This window comes from Pseudomonas sp. GW821-FHT07B01, from assembly GCF_059419065.1.
This window is the reverse complement of sequence record NZ_JBWKRA010000009.1, coordinates 85,811-100,922: the sequence shown is the minus strand read 5'-3', so window position 1 is coordinate 100,922 and position 15,112 is coordinate 85,811. Positions and strand designations below refer to the sequence as shown.

The 15,112-nt window shown below is 59.3% G+C and carries 18 protein-coding genes; 17 read left to right on the top strand and 1 reads right to left on the bottom strand.

All coding sequences use genetic code 11. From position 1 onward, the window contains the following. Window positions 1-83 precede the first annotated feature (83 nt). Window positions 84-626 carry a glycine zipper 2TM domain-containing protein gene (locus AC07S6_RS12380; protein WP_003194023.1) on the top strand — a complete coding sequence of 181 codons (543 nt, stop codon included), beginning with the start codon at window positions 84-86 and terminating at the stop codon, window positions 624-626. Window positions 627-830: 204 nt separating this feature from the next. Here the strand turns inward: AC07S6_RS12380 and suhB are convergent, their stop codons facing one another. After that, window positions 831-1,646 carry a type III secretion system regulator SuhB gene (suhB, locus tag AC07S6_RS12375; protein WP_005791195.1) on the bottom strand — a complete coding sequence of 272 codons (816 nt, stop codon included), beginning with the start codon at window positions 1,644-1,646 and terminating at the stop codon, window positions 831-833. 145 nt (window positions 1,647-1,791) lie between these two features. On the opposite strand from suhB, the gene trmJ reads away from it, so the two are divergent. The 16 genes from trmJ to hisS all read left to right on the top strand — a co-directional run bounded on the left by trmJ (window position 1,792) and on the right by hisS (window position 15,112). Next, the gene (gene trmJ, locus AC07S6_RS12370) at window positions 1,792-2,562 is read left to right on the top strand and encodes a tRNA (cytosine(32)/uridine(32)-2'-O)-methyltransferase TrmJ (RefSeq protein ID WP_495112396.1); all 771 of its coding nucleotides are present in this window, start codon (window positions 1,792-1,794) and stop codon (window positions 2,560-2,562) included. 2 nt (window positions 2,563-2,564) lie between these two features. Beyond that, window positions 2,565-3,350 carry a serine O-acetyltransferase gene (gene cysE / locus AC07S6_RS12365; protein WP_034128028.1) on the top strand — a complete coding sequence of 262 codons (786 nt, stop codon included), beginning with the start codon at window positions 2,565-2,567 and terminating at the stop codon, window positions 3,348-3,350. Between the two features lie 287 nt (window positions 3,351-3,637). Next, the gene (gene iscR, locus AC07S6_RS12360) at window positions 3,638-4,129 is read left to right on the top strand and encodes a Fe-S cluster assembly transcriptional regulator IscR (RefSeq protein ID WP_003194020.1); all 492 of its coding nucleotides are present in this window, start codon (window positions 3,638-3,640) and stop codon (window positions 4,127-4,129) included. 50 nt (window positions 4,130-4,179) lie between these two features. Beyond that, window positions 4,180-5,394 (top strand): IscS subfamily cysteine desulfurase, encoded by a 1,215-nt coding sequence (locus AC07S6_RS12355; protein WP_003194019.1) that lies wholly within the window; start codon window positions 4,180-4,182, stop codon window positions 5,392-5,394. A gap of 99 nt (window positions 5,395-5,493) precedes the next feature. Further along, window positions 5,494-5,880: a Fe-S cluster assembly scaffold IscU gene (gene iscU / locus AC07S6_RS12350; RefSeq protein WP_003175965.1), complete on the top strand. Its 387-nt coding sequence runs from the start codon at window positions 5,494-5,496 to the stop codon at window positions 5,878-5,880. Window positions 5,881-5,908: 28 nt separating this feature from the next. Then, on the top strand, window positions 5,909-6,232 hold the full coding sequence (gene iscA / locus AC07S6_RS12345) for an iron-sulfur cluster assembly protein IscA (RefSeq protein ID WP_003209680.1): 324 nt from the start codon (window positions 5,909-5,911) through the stop codon (window positions 6,230-6,232). An 8-nt stretch (window positions 6,233-6,240) separates the two neighbouring features. Further along, window positions 6,241-6,762: a co-chaperone HscB gene (hscB, locus tag AC07S6_RS12340; protein WP_014719822.1), complete on the top strand. Its 522-nt coding sequence runs from the start codon at window positions 6,241-6,243 to the stop codon at window positions 6,760-6,762. 51 nt (window positions 6,763-6,813) lie between these two features. Next, a complete protein-coding gene (hscA, locus tag AC07S6_RS12335; RefSeq protein WP_014719821.1) occupies window positions 6,814-8,676 on the top strand; it encodes a Fe-S protein assembly chaperone HscA in 1,863 nt (620 codons plus the stop codon). A gap of 3 nt (window positions 8,677-8,679) precedes the next feature. Next, a complete protein-coding gene (fdx, locus tag AC07S6_RS12330; protein ID WP_005791182.1) occupies window positions 8,680-9,021 on the top strand; it encodes an ISC system 2Fe-2S type ferredoxin in 342 nt (113 codons plus the stop codon). 14 nt (window positions 9,022-9,035) lie between these two features. Then, a complete protein-coding gene (gene iscX / locus AC07S6_RS12325; protein ID WP_034128025.1) occupies window positions 9,036-9,236 on the top strand; it encodes a Fe-S cluster assembly protein IscX in 201 nt (66 codons plus the stop codon). Between the two features lie 92 nt (window positions 9,237-9,328). Beyond that, the gene (gene ndk, locus AC07S6_RS12320; protein ID WP_003175956.1) at window positions 9,329-9,754 is read left to right on the top strand and encodes a nucleoside-diphosphate kinase; all 426 of its coding nucleotides are present in this window, start codon (window positions 9,329-9,331) and stop codon (window positions 9,752-9,754) included. Between the two features lie 29 nt (window positions 9,755-9,783). Next, window positions 9,784-10,932: a dual-specificity RNA methyltransferase RlmN gene (rlmN, locus tag AC07S6_RS12315; protein WP_003194014.1), complete on the top strand. Its 1,149-nt coding sequence runs from the start codon at window positions 9,784-9,786 to the stop codon at window positions 10,930-10,932. A gap of 10 nt (window positions 10,933-10,942) precedes the next feature. After that, on the top strand, window positions 10,943-11,701 hold the full coding sequence (pilW, locus tag AC07S6_RS12310) for a type IV pilus biogenesis/stability protein PilW (RefSeq protein ID WP_197882153.1): 759 nt from the start codon (window positions 10,943-10,945) through the stop codon (window positions 11,699-11,701). Continuing rightward, window positions 11,701-12,687 (top strand): RodZ domain-containing protein, encoded by a 987-nt coding sequence (locus AC07S6_RS12305; protein ID WP_495112395.1) that lies wholly within the window; start codon window positions 11,701-11,703, stop codon window positions 12,685-12,687. The genes pilW and AC07S6_RS12305 overlap by 1 nt, the downstream gene beginning before the upstream one ends. 2 nt (window positions 12,688-12,689) lie before the next feature. After that, window positions 12,690-13,799, top strand: a complete 1,110-nt coding sequence (ispG, locus tag AC07S6_RS12300; protein ID WP_495112394.1) for a flavodoxin-dependent (E)-4-hydroxy-3-methylbut-2-enyl-diphosphate synthase — start codon at window positions 12,690-12,692, stop codon at window positions 13,797-13,799. A gap of 23 nt (window positions 13,800-13,822) precedes the next feature. Then, entirely contained in the window at window positions 13,823-15,112 is a 1,290-nt protein-coding gene (hisS, locus tag AC07S6_RS12295) for a histidine--tRNA ligase (protein ID WP_019817223.1), read from the top strand.

The window sequence follows — 15,112 nt, the reverse complement described above, 5'->3', positions numbered from 1 at the left end:
ATTGAACTCGCGCCTTTTTTTTTGCTCCAAGGCTGGGTATAGCGCGGATCTTTCGGTCCGCTTGTGATGGTCAGGAGGTTCATGTGAACAAGTCGTTGCTGGTTGGTGCGGTATTGGGTGCTGTCGGTGTGACTGCCGGAGGCGCTGTTGCCACCTACAGCCTGGTAAAAAGCGGCCCTGAGTATGCGCAAGTACTGGCGGTGCAGCCGGTTAAAACCCAGATCAAAACCCCGCGTGAGGTCTGCAAGGACGTCACCGTGACCCGGCAACGTCCGGTGCAGGACCAACATCAAATCGCCGGTACCGTGGTGGGTGCCCTTGCGGGTGGCCTGCTGGGCAACCAGATTGGTGGCGGTAACGGTAAGAAGCTGGCCACCGTGGCCGGTGCGGTCGGTGGTGGCTACGCCGGTAACAAGGTTCAGGAAGGTATGCAGAACCGCGATACCTACACCACTACGCAAACTCGCTGTAACACCGTTAACGACATCAGTGACAAGGTGGTCGGTTATGACGTGCGTTACAACCTGGACGGCAAGGAAGGTACCGTGCGTATGGAGCGCGACCCTGGCAGCCAGATTCCGGTGGATAAGGAAGGTCGTCTGATCCTCGGTCAGAACCAGCAGTAATCCCAAGCCTTGCAAGGTTCAAGTGTGGGAGCTGGCTTGCCTGCGATGGCGGTGGGTCAGTAACCCGTGAGTTGGCTGGCAGGCTGTTATCGCAGGCAAGCCAGCTCCCACATTGGATTGTATTGAGTCAGCTGGAATTGGTTTTTTGCTAAATCCCACGCATAAAAAAAGCACCCCGCGGGGTGCTTTTTTGTGCTCGCTCGCTTAGCGCTTCAGCGAAGCCGGCAGGTGCGGCTGGATCGCCGTCAGTACTGCCTTGAAGCATTTGGTGTTGCCAGCCACGACGTGGCCTTTCTCCAGGAAGTCATGACCACCGGTGAAGTCGCTCACCAGGCCGCCTGCTTCCTGAATCAGCAGGGCGCCTGCTGCCATGTCCCACTCGGACAGGCCCGACTCCCAGAACGCATCAAAGCGACCGGCGGCTACATACGCTAGGTCCAGGCTGGCTGCACCGGCACGGCGGATGCCGGCGGTCTGGCCAACCAGGGCGCGGAACATGCCCAGGTAGTTCTCCAGGTTGTCCATCTGGTCGTCACGGAACGGGAAGCCGGTACCCAGCAGGGCGCCTTCCAGGCTGGTGCGGCCGCTGACACGCAGGCGGCGGCCGTTCAGTTGGGCGCCACGGCCACGGCTGGCGGTGAATTCTTCCTGGCGAACCGGGTCCAGCACAACGGCGTGTTCCAGGCGGCCACGGTATTTGCAGGCGATGCTCACGGCAAAGTGCGGGATGCCGCGCAGGAAGTTGGTGGTGCCATCCAGTGGGTCGATGATCCACAGGTAGTCTTCGCCTTCGCCACTGCCTTTGTGCAGGCCGGTTTCTTCACCGAGGATGCCGTGGGTAGGGTAGGCCTTGCGCAGGGCGTCGATGATTTTCTGTTCGGCGGCGCGATCCACCTCGGATACATAATCCTTGGCGTCTTTTTCGTCGACCTTGATGGTATCCAGGCGCTCGATGGAGCGGAAGATCAATTCACTGGCGCTGCGGGCGGCGCGCAGCGCGATATTCAGCATGGGCTGCATGGATAGGTCACCTAAGGTTGTTAAAGAAAGCCGAGCATTCTAGCAGAAACTTTCCTCAGGTGAAGGACGACGTTCGCTTTCATGGCATAACCTTAGGCGGTTCTGTAAGATTTGCTCCCCTTTCCCGTGTCCGAGAGCGCCTCCCTTGCTGCAAAACATTCGTGTCGTCTTGGTCAATACCAGTCATCCCGGCAACATCGGCGGGGTGGCGCGAGCCATGAAAAACATGGGGCTGACGCGCCTGGTGCTGGTCGAACCGCGGGTATTCCCGCACCACGAGGCGGATGCCCGTGCGTCCGGCGCCAATGACTTGCTTGAAAATGCCCAAGTGGTCGCCACCTTGGAGGACGCCCTGGTCGGCTGCAATCTGGTGCTCGGCACCAGCGCCCGTGATCGTCGTATCCCTTGGCCGCTGCTGGATCCGCGTGAATGCGGCACCAAAGTGGTGGAAGAGGCTGCTGGCGGTGCTGAAATCGCCTTGGTATTCGGCCGTGAAGACTCCGGCCTGACCAACGAGGAGCTGCAGCGATGTCATTACCACGTGCATATTCCCTCAGACCCTGAGTTCAGCTCGCTGAACCTCGGGGCTGCGGTGCAGGTGCTGACTTATGAAGTGCGCATGGCCTGGCTGGCCGCTGCTGGCCAGCCGAGCAAAATGGAAAAGGAAGAGGTTGCATCGACCAAAAGTGGCGAGTTGGCGACCATGGACGAGCTGGAGCGGTTCTATGAGCACCTGGAGCAAACCCTGGTCGCCATCGAATTCCTCGACCCTGAAAAGCCACGGCACTTGATGGCGCGCCTGCGTCGTTTGTACGGCCGCAGCTCGGTGAGCCGGGCTGAAATGAACATATTGCGTGGCATCCTCACGGAAACCCAGAAAGCGGCCCGTGGTGAGCTTCTTAAGCGGAAGGATTAAAAATGTTCGAGCGTTTGCGAGAAGATATCCAGAGTGTTTTCCACCGTGACCCGGCGGCGCGCAATGCCTTTGAAGTGCTGACCTGCTACCCGGGCATGCACGCGATCTGGATCCACCGCTTGTCCGGCGCCCTGTGGGGCATGGGCTGGAAGTGGCTGGCGCGGCTGGTATCGAACTTTGGACGTTGGTTGACCGGTATCGAGATCCATCCGGGTGCCAAGGTAGGTCGTCGGTTCTTTATCGACCACGGCATGGGTATCGTGATTGGCGAGACGGCCGAGATCGGCGATGACGTCACCCTCTATCAAGGCGTGACCCTGGGCGGCACCACCTGGAATAAGGGTAAGCGCCACCCAACGCTGGGCGATGGCGTGGTAGTAGGGGCGGGCGCCAAGGTGCTCGGGCCGTTTACCGTGGGTGCCGGCGCCAAGGTTGGCTCCAACGCGGTAGTGACCAAGGCTGTGCCGCCGGGTGCTACGGTTGTGGGCATTCCAGGCCGCATCATCGTCAAGCCGCAAGTCGGTGATGAGCAAGAGGCCAAGCGCAAGGCGATGGCCGAAAAGATCGGTTTCGATGCCTATGGCGTTAGTGAAGACATGCCCGATCCAGTGGCTCGTGCTATTGGTCAATTGCTTGATCATCTGCAGGCGGTGGATGGCAAGCTGGAGGGCATGTGCGGGGCGCTGAAGGAGTTGGGCAGCCCGTACTGTGCCAAAGACTTGCCTGAACTGCGCGAAGAGGACTTTGCTGAGATCAAGGACGAGGCGGCTACCACCAAGGCAGGCTGAATGCGGTCTCTTGTGGGAGCTGGCTTGCCTGCGATAGCTGTCTATCAGCTTGCTTATAGGTTGCTGGCCCACCGCAATCGCAGGCAAGCCAGCTCCCACATTTGATCTCCATTGGCTCGGTGGTCTTGCAGCAGGCCTGGTTGCGCTGTTCGATCCCACCCCATCCTGCTATGATTCGCGCGCCCTTTTTACGGGTATTCCTGACTAAAGTACTAGGTCTTATAGTTGACTTAAATACTCGGGAATCGCATACTTGCTCCCATTCTGAAACACCTTGGTACTTGTCCATGAGACTGACTACAAAAGGCCGATACGCGGTGACCGCCATGCTCGACTTGGCCTTGCACGCGCAAACTGGGCCGGTGTCCCTGGCCGATATCTCCGAGCGCCAAGGCATTTCCCTGTCCTATCTCGAGCAGTTGTTCGCCAAATTGCGCCGTAGCAATCTGGTTTCCAGCGTTCGCGGTCCGGGTGGTGGCTATCAGTTGTCCCGCGACATGCAGGGCATTCAGGTGGCCCAGGTGATCGACGCGGTCAACGAATCCGTCGATGCCACCAAATGCCAGGGTTTGGGTGACTGCCACGCCGGCGACACCTGCCTGACGCACCACTTGTGGTGTGACTTGAGCCTGCAGATCCATGAGTTTTTGAGTGGTATCAGCTTGGCTGATCTTGTGACTCGCCGTGAGGTGCAAGAAGTAGCCCAGCGTCAGGACCAGCGCCGTTGCAACACCAAGGCGCCGCGTCTGGACAAGATTGAAGCGTCCGCCGTCGAGTGACAGCCGAAGAGCTAACGGCACGCCAGCCAGCCTGATTTAGGAGAAAGTCCATGAAATTGCCGATTTACCTTGATTACTCAGCGACCACCCCGGTTGATCCGCGTGTCGCGCAAAAGATGAGCGAATGCCTGCTGGTCGACGGAAACTTCGGCAACCCGGCCTCCCGTTCCCACGTATTCGGCTGGAAAGCCGAGGAAGCGGTCGAGAACGCTCGTCGCCAAGTCGCTGACCTGGTCAATGCCGACCCGCGCGAAATCGTCTGGACCTCTGGTGCCACCGAGTCCGACAACCTGGCTATCAAGGGCGCGGCGCATTTCTACGCGACCAAAGGCAAGCACCTGATCACCACCAAGATTGAGCACAAGGCTGTCCTGGACACCATGCGCCAACTGGAGCGTGAAGGTTTCGAGGTCACCTACCTTGAGCCAACCACCGACGGTATCGTCACCCCGGCCATGATCGAAGCCGCGATGCGTGAAGACACCATCCTGGTTTCGGTGATCCACGTGAACAACGAAATCGGCACTATCAACGACATCGCCGCCATCGGCGAGCTGACTCGCTCCAAGGGCGTGTTGCTCCACGTCGACGCTGCTCAGTCCACTGGCAAGGTCGATATCGACCTGTCCAAGCTGAAAGTCGACCTGATGTCGTTCTCGGCCCACAAGACTTACGGCCCTAAAGGCATCGGTGCTCTCTACGTAAGCCGCAAGCCGCGCGTACGTATCGAGGCCACCATGCATGGCGGCGGTCACGAGCGCGGCATGCGTTCGGGCACCCTGGCGACCCACCAGATCGTCGGCATGGGCGAAGCTTTCCGTGTGGCCAAGGAAGACATGGCTGCCGAAAACGTGCGCATCAAGGCGCTGAGCGATCGCTTCTACAAGCAGGTCGAAAACCTTGAAGAGCTGTACATCAACGGCAGCATGACCGCTCGTGTACCGCACAACCTGAATTTGAGCTTCAACTACGTCGAAGGCGAGTCGCTGATCATGGCGCTCAAGGACCTGGCGGTCTCGTCCGGTTCGGCCTGCACCTCGGCGTCCCTTGAGCCTTCGTACGTACTGCGCGCCCTGGGCCGCAACGACGAACTGGCCCACAGCTCGATCCGCTTTACGTTCGGCCGCTTCACCACTGAAGAGCAAGTCGACTACGCCGCGCAGAAGGTCTGCGAAGCCGTCAACAAGCTGCGCGTTCTGTCGCCACTGTGGGACATGTACAAAGACGGTGTCGATATTTCCAAGATCGAGTGGGCGGCACACTAACTATAGAAGCCGCCACCCAAACTCTGTAGGAACGTGGCGGAAAACGCAGGCGTTTCTACAGGGTTCCAGAGCGGCCCTGATGAGTGAGGATTTAGTACCATGGCTTACAGCGAAAAGGTCATCGACCACTACGAAAACCCGCGCAACGTCGGCAAGATGAACGCGGAAGATCCTGATGTCGGCACCGGCATGGTCGGCGCCCCGGCGTGCGGCGATGTGATGCGCCTGCAGATCAAGGTCAACGATGCTGGCGTTATCGAAGACGCCAAATTCAAGACTTACGGCTGCGGTTCGGCCATCGCCTCCAGCTCCCTGGCGACCGAATGGATGAAAGGCAAGACCCTGGATGAGGCTGTCACTATCAGCAACACCCAGCTGGCCGAAGAACTGGCGTTGCCGCCAGTGAAAATCCACTGCTCCGTACTCGCTGAAGATGCCATCAAGGCAGCTGTTCGCGACTACAAGCAGAAGAAAGGCTTGATCTAAGCATTTGGCGACGAGTAAGGAGTCAACGATGGCTATCAGCATGACAGAAGCGGCTGCGCAGCACATTCGCCGCTCCCTGAATGGGCGCGGTAAAGGTGAGGGGATTCGTCTGGGTGTACGCACCACGGGCTGTTCCGGCCTTGCCTACGTGCTGGAGTTTGTCGACGAGGTGGTTGAAGAGGATCAAGTGTTCGAAAGTCACGGCGAGAAAGTGATCATCGACCCCAAGAGCCTGACCTACCTGGACGGCACCGAACTCGATTTCGTCAAGGAAGGGTTGAACGAAGGTTTCAAGTTCAACAACCCTAACGTGCGCGGTGAATGTGGCTGCGGCGAAAGCTTCAACATCTGAGGCTACTCGTGGGTACTCCTTGTCATTTCGCTTTATTCGAGCTGCAGCCGAGCTTTCGGCTGGACCTTGAGCAGCTCGCCACGCGCTACCGTGAATTGGCGCGTGGGGTGCATCCGGACCGCTTCGCTGACGCTTCCGAGCGTGAGCAGCGCTTGGCCCTTGAGCAATCGGCCAGCCTCAACGAAGCCTATCAGACGCTCAAAAGCCCCCCCAAACGCGCGCGCTATTTGCTGGCGATGAAGGGCGGTGAGTTGCCGATGGAAGTCACCGTGCATGATCCGGACTTCCTGATGCAGCAGATGCAATGGCGTGAAGAGCTCGAAGAACTGCAGGACGAAGCCGATGTGGCGGGTGTCGCGGTCTTCAAGCGTCGTCTGAAAACCGCCCAGGATGAGCTCAACGAAAGCTTCGCAGCCTGTTGGGATGATGCGGCGCAACGCGAACAGGCCGAACGCCTGATGCGGCGCATGCAGTTTCTCGACAAGCTCACCTACGAAGTGCGCCAGCTAGAAGAGCGCCTCGACGATTAACCCAGTGCTGCCCGTGATGCACGCCTGATAGACAGATAAGACCTGATTACCATGGCTCTACTGCAAATCGCCGAACCCGGCCAAAGCCCTCAACCGCACCAGCGTCGCCTGGCGGTCGGGATTGACCTGGGCACCACCAATTCCCTGGTTGCTGCCTTGCGCAGCGGCCTGTCCGAGCCACTGCCTGACGCCGATGGGCAGGTGATCCTGCCGTCCGCTGTGCGTTATCACGCAGATCGCACTGAAGTGGGCGAGTCGGCCAAGCTCGCCGCGTCCGCAGACCCCTTGAACACGGTGTTGTCGGTCAAGCGCTTGATGGGTCGTGGGTTGTCCGACGTCAAGCAATTGGGTGACCAACTGCCGTACCGCTTTGTCGGCGGCGAGTCCCATATGCCGTTCATCGACACCGTCCAGGGGCCCAAGAGCCCGGTCGAAGTGTCGGCCGATATCCTCAAGGTGCTGCGCCAGCGTGCGGAAAATACCTTGGGTGGTGAGCTGGTAGGGGCGGTTATCACCGTTCCGGCGTATTTCGATGACGCCCAGCGTCAAGCCACCAAGGACGCGGCGAAACTTGCCGGCCTGAACGTGCTGCGCTTGCTCAACGAGCCGACTGCGGCAGCTGTGGCCTACGGCCTCGATCAGCACGCTGAAGGCCTGGTCGCTATTTATGACCTGGGCGGCGGTACCTTCGATATTTCGATCCTGCGCCTGACCGGTGGTGTGTTCGAAGTGCTCGCGACCGGCGGCGACAGCGCCCTGGGTGGCGATGATTTTGATCACGCCATTGCTGGCTGGATCATCAGCAGTGCCGGCTTGTCGGCTGATCTGGACCCAGGCGCGCAGCGCAACCTGCTGCAAACTGCCTGCGCGGCCAAAGAGGCGCTGACTGACGCTGCTTCTGTTGACGTTTGCTACGGTAATTGGTCGGCCCCACTGACTCGCGAAGCCTTTGATGCGCTGATCGAGCCGATGGTCGCCCGCAGCCTCAAGGCCTGCCGTCGTGCTGTGCGTGATTCCGGTATCGAGTTGGAGGACGTTGGCGCAGTGGTCATGGTAGGCGGTTCCACCCGCGTGCCGCGCGTGCGTGAAGCGGTAGCCGAAGCCTTTGGGCGCCAACCACTGACCGAAATCGACCCGGATCAAGTGGTCGCCATCGGCGCTGCCATCCAGGCCGATACCCTGGCTGGTAACAAGCGTGATGGCGGCGAATTGCTGTTGCTCGACGTGATTCCGCTGTCGCTAGGCCTGGAAACCATGGGCGGCCTGATGGAGAAGGTGATTCCGCGTAACACCACCATCCCCGTCGCGCGCGCCCAGGACTTCACCACCTACAAAGACGGTCAGACAGCCATGATGATTCATGTGCTGCAAGGTGAGCGCGAGCTGATCAGCGACTGTCGTTCCCTGGCGCGCTTTGAATTGCGTGGCATTCCGGCGATGGTCGCGGGCGCGGCGAAAATTCGCGTGACCTTCCAGGTCGATGCCGATGGCCTGCTCAGTGTCGCTGCGCGCGAACTGGCGTCCGGCGTTGAAGCCAGCATCCAGGTCAAGCCGTCCTACGGCCTCACCGATGGCGAAATCGCCAAGATGCTCAAGGATTCATTCCAGTATGCCGGTGACGACAAGGTCGCCCGCGTATTGCGCGAGCAACAGGTGGATGCCCAGCGCCTGCTCGAAGCGGTGCAGGGCGCCCTTGAAGCCGACGGCGAGCGCTTGCTGGATGCCGAAGAGCGCATGGTCATTGACCTGCAAATGCAGGAACTGGCCGAACTGATGAAAGGCAACGATGGTTACGCCATCGAGCAACAGACCAAGCGCCTGTCGCAAGTCACTGATGCCTTTGCTGCCCGCCGTATGGATCAGACGGTTAAAGCCGCGCTGGCGGGCCGCAACCTGAATGAAATTGAGGAATAACTGATGCCGCAGGTCACTTTTCTACCGCACGCCGAACATTGCCCTGACGGCATGGTCGTGGAGGCTGAGACCGGCAAGTCCCTGCTCGACGTCGCCCATGACAACCACATCGAGATCGAAAGTGCCTGTGGCGGCGTCAATGCCTGCACCACCTGTCACTGCATCATTCGTAAAGGTTTCGACAGCCTCAATGAGGCTGACGACCTGGAAGAAGACTATCTTGATCGGGCGTGGGGCCTGGAGCCGACGTCGCGCCTGAGTTGTCAGGCGAAAGTGGGGACTGAAGACCTCACCGTCGAAATCCCGAAATATTCGCTCAACCATGCAGCCGAAGCGCCGCATTGATTCAAGGAAATGTCATGAGCCTGAAATGGGTTGATGTACAAGAAATCGCTATACAACTTGCTGAAGCTCATCCTGAGGTCAATCCTCTTACGGTGAACTTCGTCAAGCTGCGCGACCTCGTAATGGCACTGCCGGATTTTGACGACATCCCTGACCGGGGTGGCGAAAAGGTCCTTGAGGCGATTCAAGGCCTGTGGATCGAAGAAGCAGACTGAGCCGCCTTTTTACGCAGTTAGGCAATACCCAATAACCCGCGTATAATTCGCGGGTTTAATTTTTCGTAAATTACCGTTTCTGGAGTTACACCATGGCTGTTCAACGTACTTTCTCCATCATCAAGCCTGACGCTGTTGCAAAAAACGTCATCGGCGAGATCACCACTCGTTTCGAAAAAGCCGGCCTGAAGGTTGTAGCTTCGAAACTCAAGCAACTGTCCAAGGCTGAAGCTGAAGGCTTCTACGCTGAGCACAGCGCTCGTGGCTTCTTCGGTGACCTGGTTGCCTTCATGATCTCCGGCCCTGTTGTTGTCCAGGTTCTGGAAGGCGAAAACGCTATCGCTCTGAACCGTGAGCTGATGGGCGCTACCAACCCTAAAGAAGCTGCTGCTGGCACCATCCGTGCTGACTTCGCTGAATCCATCGACGCCAACGCTGTTCACGGCTCGGACTCCGAAGCTGCTGCTGCTCGCGAAATCTCGTACTTTTTCGCTGCTACTGAAGTAACCGCTCGCTAAGCATCGGCTTAAAGAGTGAGGGTGAATCCATGACTACATCGACTGTTAAAACCAACCTGCTGGGTCTGACTCAGCCGGAAATGGAGAAATTCTTCGACTCAATCGGGGAGAAGCGTTTCCGTGCCGGTCAGGTAATGAAGTGGATTCACCACTTTGGCGTCGACGATTTCGACGCCATGACGAACGTCAGCAAGGCCCTGCGCGACAAGCTCAAGGCCATTGCCGAGGTGCGTGGTCCCGAAGTGGTCAGCGAGGACATTTCCAGCGACGGTACCCGTAAGTGGGTAGTGCGCGTGGCGTCCGGCAGCTGTGTCGAGACCGTGTACATTCCCCAGGGCAAACGTGGCACTTTGTGCGTTTCGTCCCAGGCAGGCTGTGCCCTGGACTGCAGTTTCTGCTCCACCGGCAAGCAAGGCTTCAATAGCAACCTCACCGCCGCCGAAGTCATCGGCCAAGTGTGGATTGCCAACAAATCCTTTGGCAGCGTCCCGGCGACCGTCGACCGTGCCATCACCAACGTGGTGATGATGGGCATGGGTGAGCCGCTGCTGAATTTCGACAACGTGATTGCGGCCATGCATTTGATGATGGACGACCTGGGCTACGGCATCTCCAAGCGCCGTGTGACCCTGTCGACCTCCGGCGTGGTACCGATGATCGATGAGCTGGCCAAGCACATCGACGTCTCCCTCGCGTTGTCGCTGCACGCACCTAATGACGCATTGCGTAACCAATTGGTGCCGATCAACAAGAAGTATCCGCTTAAGATGCTGCTTGAATCGTGCCAGCGTTATATGGCGACCCTGGGTGAGAAGCGTGTGCTGACCATTGAGTACACCATGCTCAAGGACGTCAACGACAAGCTGGAGCACGCGGTCGAGATGATCGAATTGCTCAAGGACACCCCGTGCAAGATCAACTTGATCCCGTTCAACCCGTTTCCTCATTCTGGTTACGAGCGGCCGAGCAACAACGCCATCCGTCGTTTCCAGGATCAACTGCACCAGGCCGGCTATAACGTCACTGTGCGAACCACTCGTGGTGAAGACATCGATGCCGCCTGTGGCCAATTGGTAGGGCAGGTGATGGACCGCACCCGCCGCAGTGAACGTTATATCGCCGTGCGCGAACTTAACGCCGCTGAAGATTTGCCGCAAATCGCTGTGAATCGAATCTGAGAGGATCTCTATGCCCTTGCGCCTTGCGCTGCTTTTACTGTTTACCGGCCTCGTGGCCGGTTGCGTTTCATCGGGCCATGACAGCCCGTTGCGCACTGATAAAGGCCGTGATGAGGCGCGGGTTGCCTATGTGCAACTGGGTTTGGGGTACCTGCGCCAAGGCATGAGCGAGCAGGCCAAGGTGCCGTTGAAAAAGGCCCTTGAGCTGGACGCTAATGATGCCGATGCCAACGCCGCGCTGGCCCTGGTGTTTCAGGCTCAGGCTGAGCCCGAGCTGGCCGACCGCTATTTTCACAAGGCCCTGGCCTCCCGCCCTGCCGATCCGCGGCTGCTGAATAACTACGGCAGTTTCCTGTTCGAGCAGAAACGGTATGACCTGGCGTCACGTTATTTCCAGCAAGCCGCCACCGATACTCTCTACCCACAGCGTTCGCGGGTGTTCGAGAACCTTGGTGTGACCTCGATGCGCCTCGGTCAGCGCGACAGCGCTCGCCAGCAGTTGGAAAAAGCCCTGCACCTGAACAGTCGCCAGCCACGGGCATTACTCGAAATGGCTGAGTTGTCTTACGAAGACAGGCATTATGTGCCGGCACGTGACTATTACGAGCGTTTTAGCCTGCTCAGCGGGCAAAATGCACGTAGTCTATTGCTCGGTGTGCGCCTGGCGACGGTTCATGAAGAACACGACACGGCCGCACGTTTTGGCCAGCAACTCGAACGACTCTATCCCGGTACGCCGGAATATCAGCAATACCTGTCGGAGCAATGATGAAAGCCGCGCACCCGGAAGATGTAGCAGCTAATCGCGTCAACCCAGGCGAAACCTTGCGCCAGGCCCGCGAAAGCAATGGTTGGTCGCTGGCTGAAGTGGCCCTCAAGCTCAATTTGACCAGTACCTCGTTGGCCAACCTGGAAGCCGGCGCGTTCGATAAGCTGCCTGGGCACACTTTTGCCCGCGGCTATATTCGCGCTTATGCAAAATTGCTGGGTATCGACCAGGCCGTGCTGGTCCAGGAGTTCGACCAGTTCACCGGCACCGATGCCCAGGGCAGTAATGTCCATGGGTTGGGGCGCATCGAAGAGCCTACGCGCGTTTCCCATACCATTTTGCGGATTGTCAGCCTGTTGTTGCTGATTGCCGTGGTCGGCGGCGGTTTTGTCTGGTGGCAAGACCAGACCTCCCAGCGCAACAAAGACCTGACCAGCAACGCCATGGAACATGTCGAAGTCGAAAGCGCCGACGGCACCACCCAGATTCACCCCCTGGACGAGCCGGAAGACCAGGCCGTGGTAGAGGGGCAAGCTGCGCCGCAAGCGCCGGCCACTGCCGAACAACCCGCGCCAGACGCCGGCACGCCCCCTGCTGCGGTACCGGCTCCGGCTGTTCCGACCGCTCCGGCCGCACCCGTGGCCCAGGCTCCGGCGGTTCCGACGCCTGCACCTGCGACCCCTGCGCCAGCCGCACCCGCAGCGCCGGCGATGTCGCCTCCCACCACCCCGGCATTGATCGCCGGTGATGGGCGCGTACAAATTACCTTCATCGCTGACTGCTGGACGCAGGTCACCGATGGCAACGGCAAAGTGCTGTTCAGCGGTTTGAAGCGTAAGGGCGATACGCTTGACCAGGGCGGCAAGCCTCCTTTGACGCTGCGTCTGGGCTTCGCCCGTGGCGCGCAAGTGGCCTACAACGGCCAGCCTGTAGACGTGGCGCCGTTCACCAGTGGCGAGACCGCTCGCCTCAAGTTGGGACAATAGTCATGCACGGCGAATCTCCAATCAAACGTCGCGTATCGCGCAAAATCTGGGTCGGCTCGGTGCCGGTGGGTGGCGATGCCCCTATCGCAGTGCAGAGCATGACCAACAGCGACACCAACGATGTGGCGGCCACCGTGGCTCAGATCAACCGTCTGGAAGCGGCCGGTGTGGACATCGTGCGGGTTTCCGTACCAGACATGGATGCAGCCGAGGCCTTTGGTCGTATCAAGCAGTTGGTCAAGGTCCCACTGGTTGCCGACATTCACTTCGACTACAAGATCGCATTGCGCGTGGCCGAACTGGGTGTGGACTGCCTGCGTATCAACCCCGGCAACATCGGGCGTGAAGACCGCGTGCGTGCCGTGGTGGACGCTGCCCGTGATCGCGGTATTCCGATCCGCATCGGCGTCAACGCCGGCTCCCTGGAAAAAGACCTGCAAAAGAAATACGGCGAGCCCACTCCGGCGGCGCTGGTTGAGTCGGCGCTGCGCCACGTTGAACACCTTGAACGCCTGAACTTCCAGGACTTCAAGGTCAGCGTAAAGGCCTCGGACGTGTTCATGGCCGTAGAAGCCTATCGCCTGCTGGCCAAGGAAATCGTGCAACCGCTGCACCTGGGTATCACTGAAGCGGGCGGTTTGCGCTCAGGCACAGTGAAATCTGCGGTGGGTCTCGGTATGCTGCTCGCCGAAGGGATTGGCGATACTATCCGCGTCTCCCTGGCGGCAGACCCCGTAGAGGAAGTGAAGGTCGGCTACGACATTCTCAAGTCCCTGCGTTTGCGTTCCCGTGGTATCAACTTCATCGCCTGCCCGAGCTGCTCGCGGCAGAACTTCGACGTGGTGAAAACCATGAACGACCTGGAGTTGCGCCTGGAAGACCTGCTGGTGCCGCTGGATGTCGCAGTGATCGGTTGTGTGGTCAACGGGCCGGGTGAGGCCAAAGAGGCCCACGTGGGCCTGACGGGTGGCACACCGAACCTGATTTACATCGACGGCAAACCGTCGCAGAAGCTAACGAATGACAATCTGGTGGATGAGCTGGAAAAGCTGATCCGCGAGAAAGCGGCCGAGAAGGTCGCCGCTGACGCAGCGCTGATCGCTCGCGGCTGATTGAACGAATTTAAGGATCTGATGTGAGCAAGTCTCTGCAAGCCATTCGTGGCATGAACGACATCCTGCCGGAGCAGACGCCACTGTGGCGCTACTTCGAAAGCACTGTCGCGCGCCTGCTGGATAACTACGGTTACAAGCAGATCCGCATGCCGATCGTCGAGTTCACCGAGCTGTTCAAACGCTCCATCGGTGAAGTGACCGACATCGTCGAAAAAGAGATGTACACCTTCGAAGACCGCAACGGCGACTCCCTGACCCTGCGTCCGGAAGGCACGGCCGCGTGCGTGCGTGCCGTACTGGAACATGGCATCACCGGTGGTGGCCAGACCCAGAAGCTCTGGTACATCGGCCCGATGTTCCGCCACGAGCGCCCGCAGAAAGGCCGTTACCGCCAGTTCCACCAGATCGGTTGCGAAGTTTTCAACCTGGACGGCCCGGACATCGACGCCGAGCTGATCGTGCTGACCTGGCGCCTGTGGGGCCAACTGGGCATCCGCGATGCGGTCAAGCTTGAACTCAACAGCTTGGGCACCAGCGAGTCCCGGGGTCGCTATCGCGAAGCCCTGGTCGAGTACCTGTCGGCCCACCTGGACAAACTGGACGAAGACAGCCAACGCCGTCTGAAGACCAACCCGTTGCGCGTGCTGGATACCAAGAACGCCGACACCCAGGCCGTGCTGGTCGATGCGCCGAAAATGGCTGATTACCTGGACGACGAGTCCCGCGTGCATTTCGAGGGCCTCAAGGCGCGTCTGGATGCAGCCGGTATTCCCTACGTGATCAACCCCAAGCTGGTGCGTGGCCTCGACTACTACAGCAAGACCGTGTTCGAGTGGGTCACCGACAAACTCGGCGCCCAGGGCACCGTGTGTGCCGGTGGTCGCTACGATGGCCTGGTCGAGCAAATGGGCGGCAAGCCGACCCCGGGCGTAGGCTTTGCCATGGGCATCGAGCGGCTGATCCTGCTGCTGGAAACCCTGGAGCAGGTTCCGGAAGAGATTTCCCGTCAGGTGGACGTGTACCTGTGCGCTTTCGGCGAGGCTGCCGAACTGGCGGCCCTGGCCTTGAGCGAAAAAGTACGTGACCAGTTGCCCAACCTGCGCCTGCAGATCAATGCCGGCGCTGGTAGCTTCAAGAGCCAGTTCAAGAAGGCCGACAAGAGCGGTGCGCTTTACGCACTGATCCTCGGCGATGACGAGCTGGCCCAGCAAGTGATAGGTTTCAAACCCCTGCGTGGCCAGGGTGAACAACAGAACATTGCCTTTGATGCGCTCGCTGCGCACTTGGCCACCTGCATCGTGCAGGGTTGA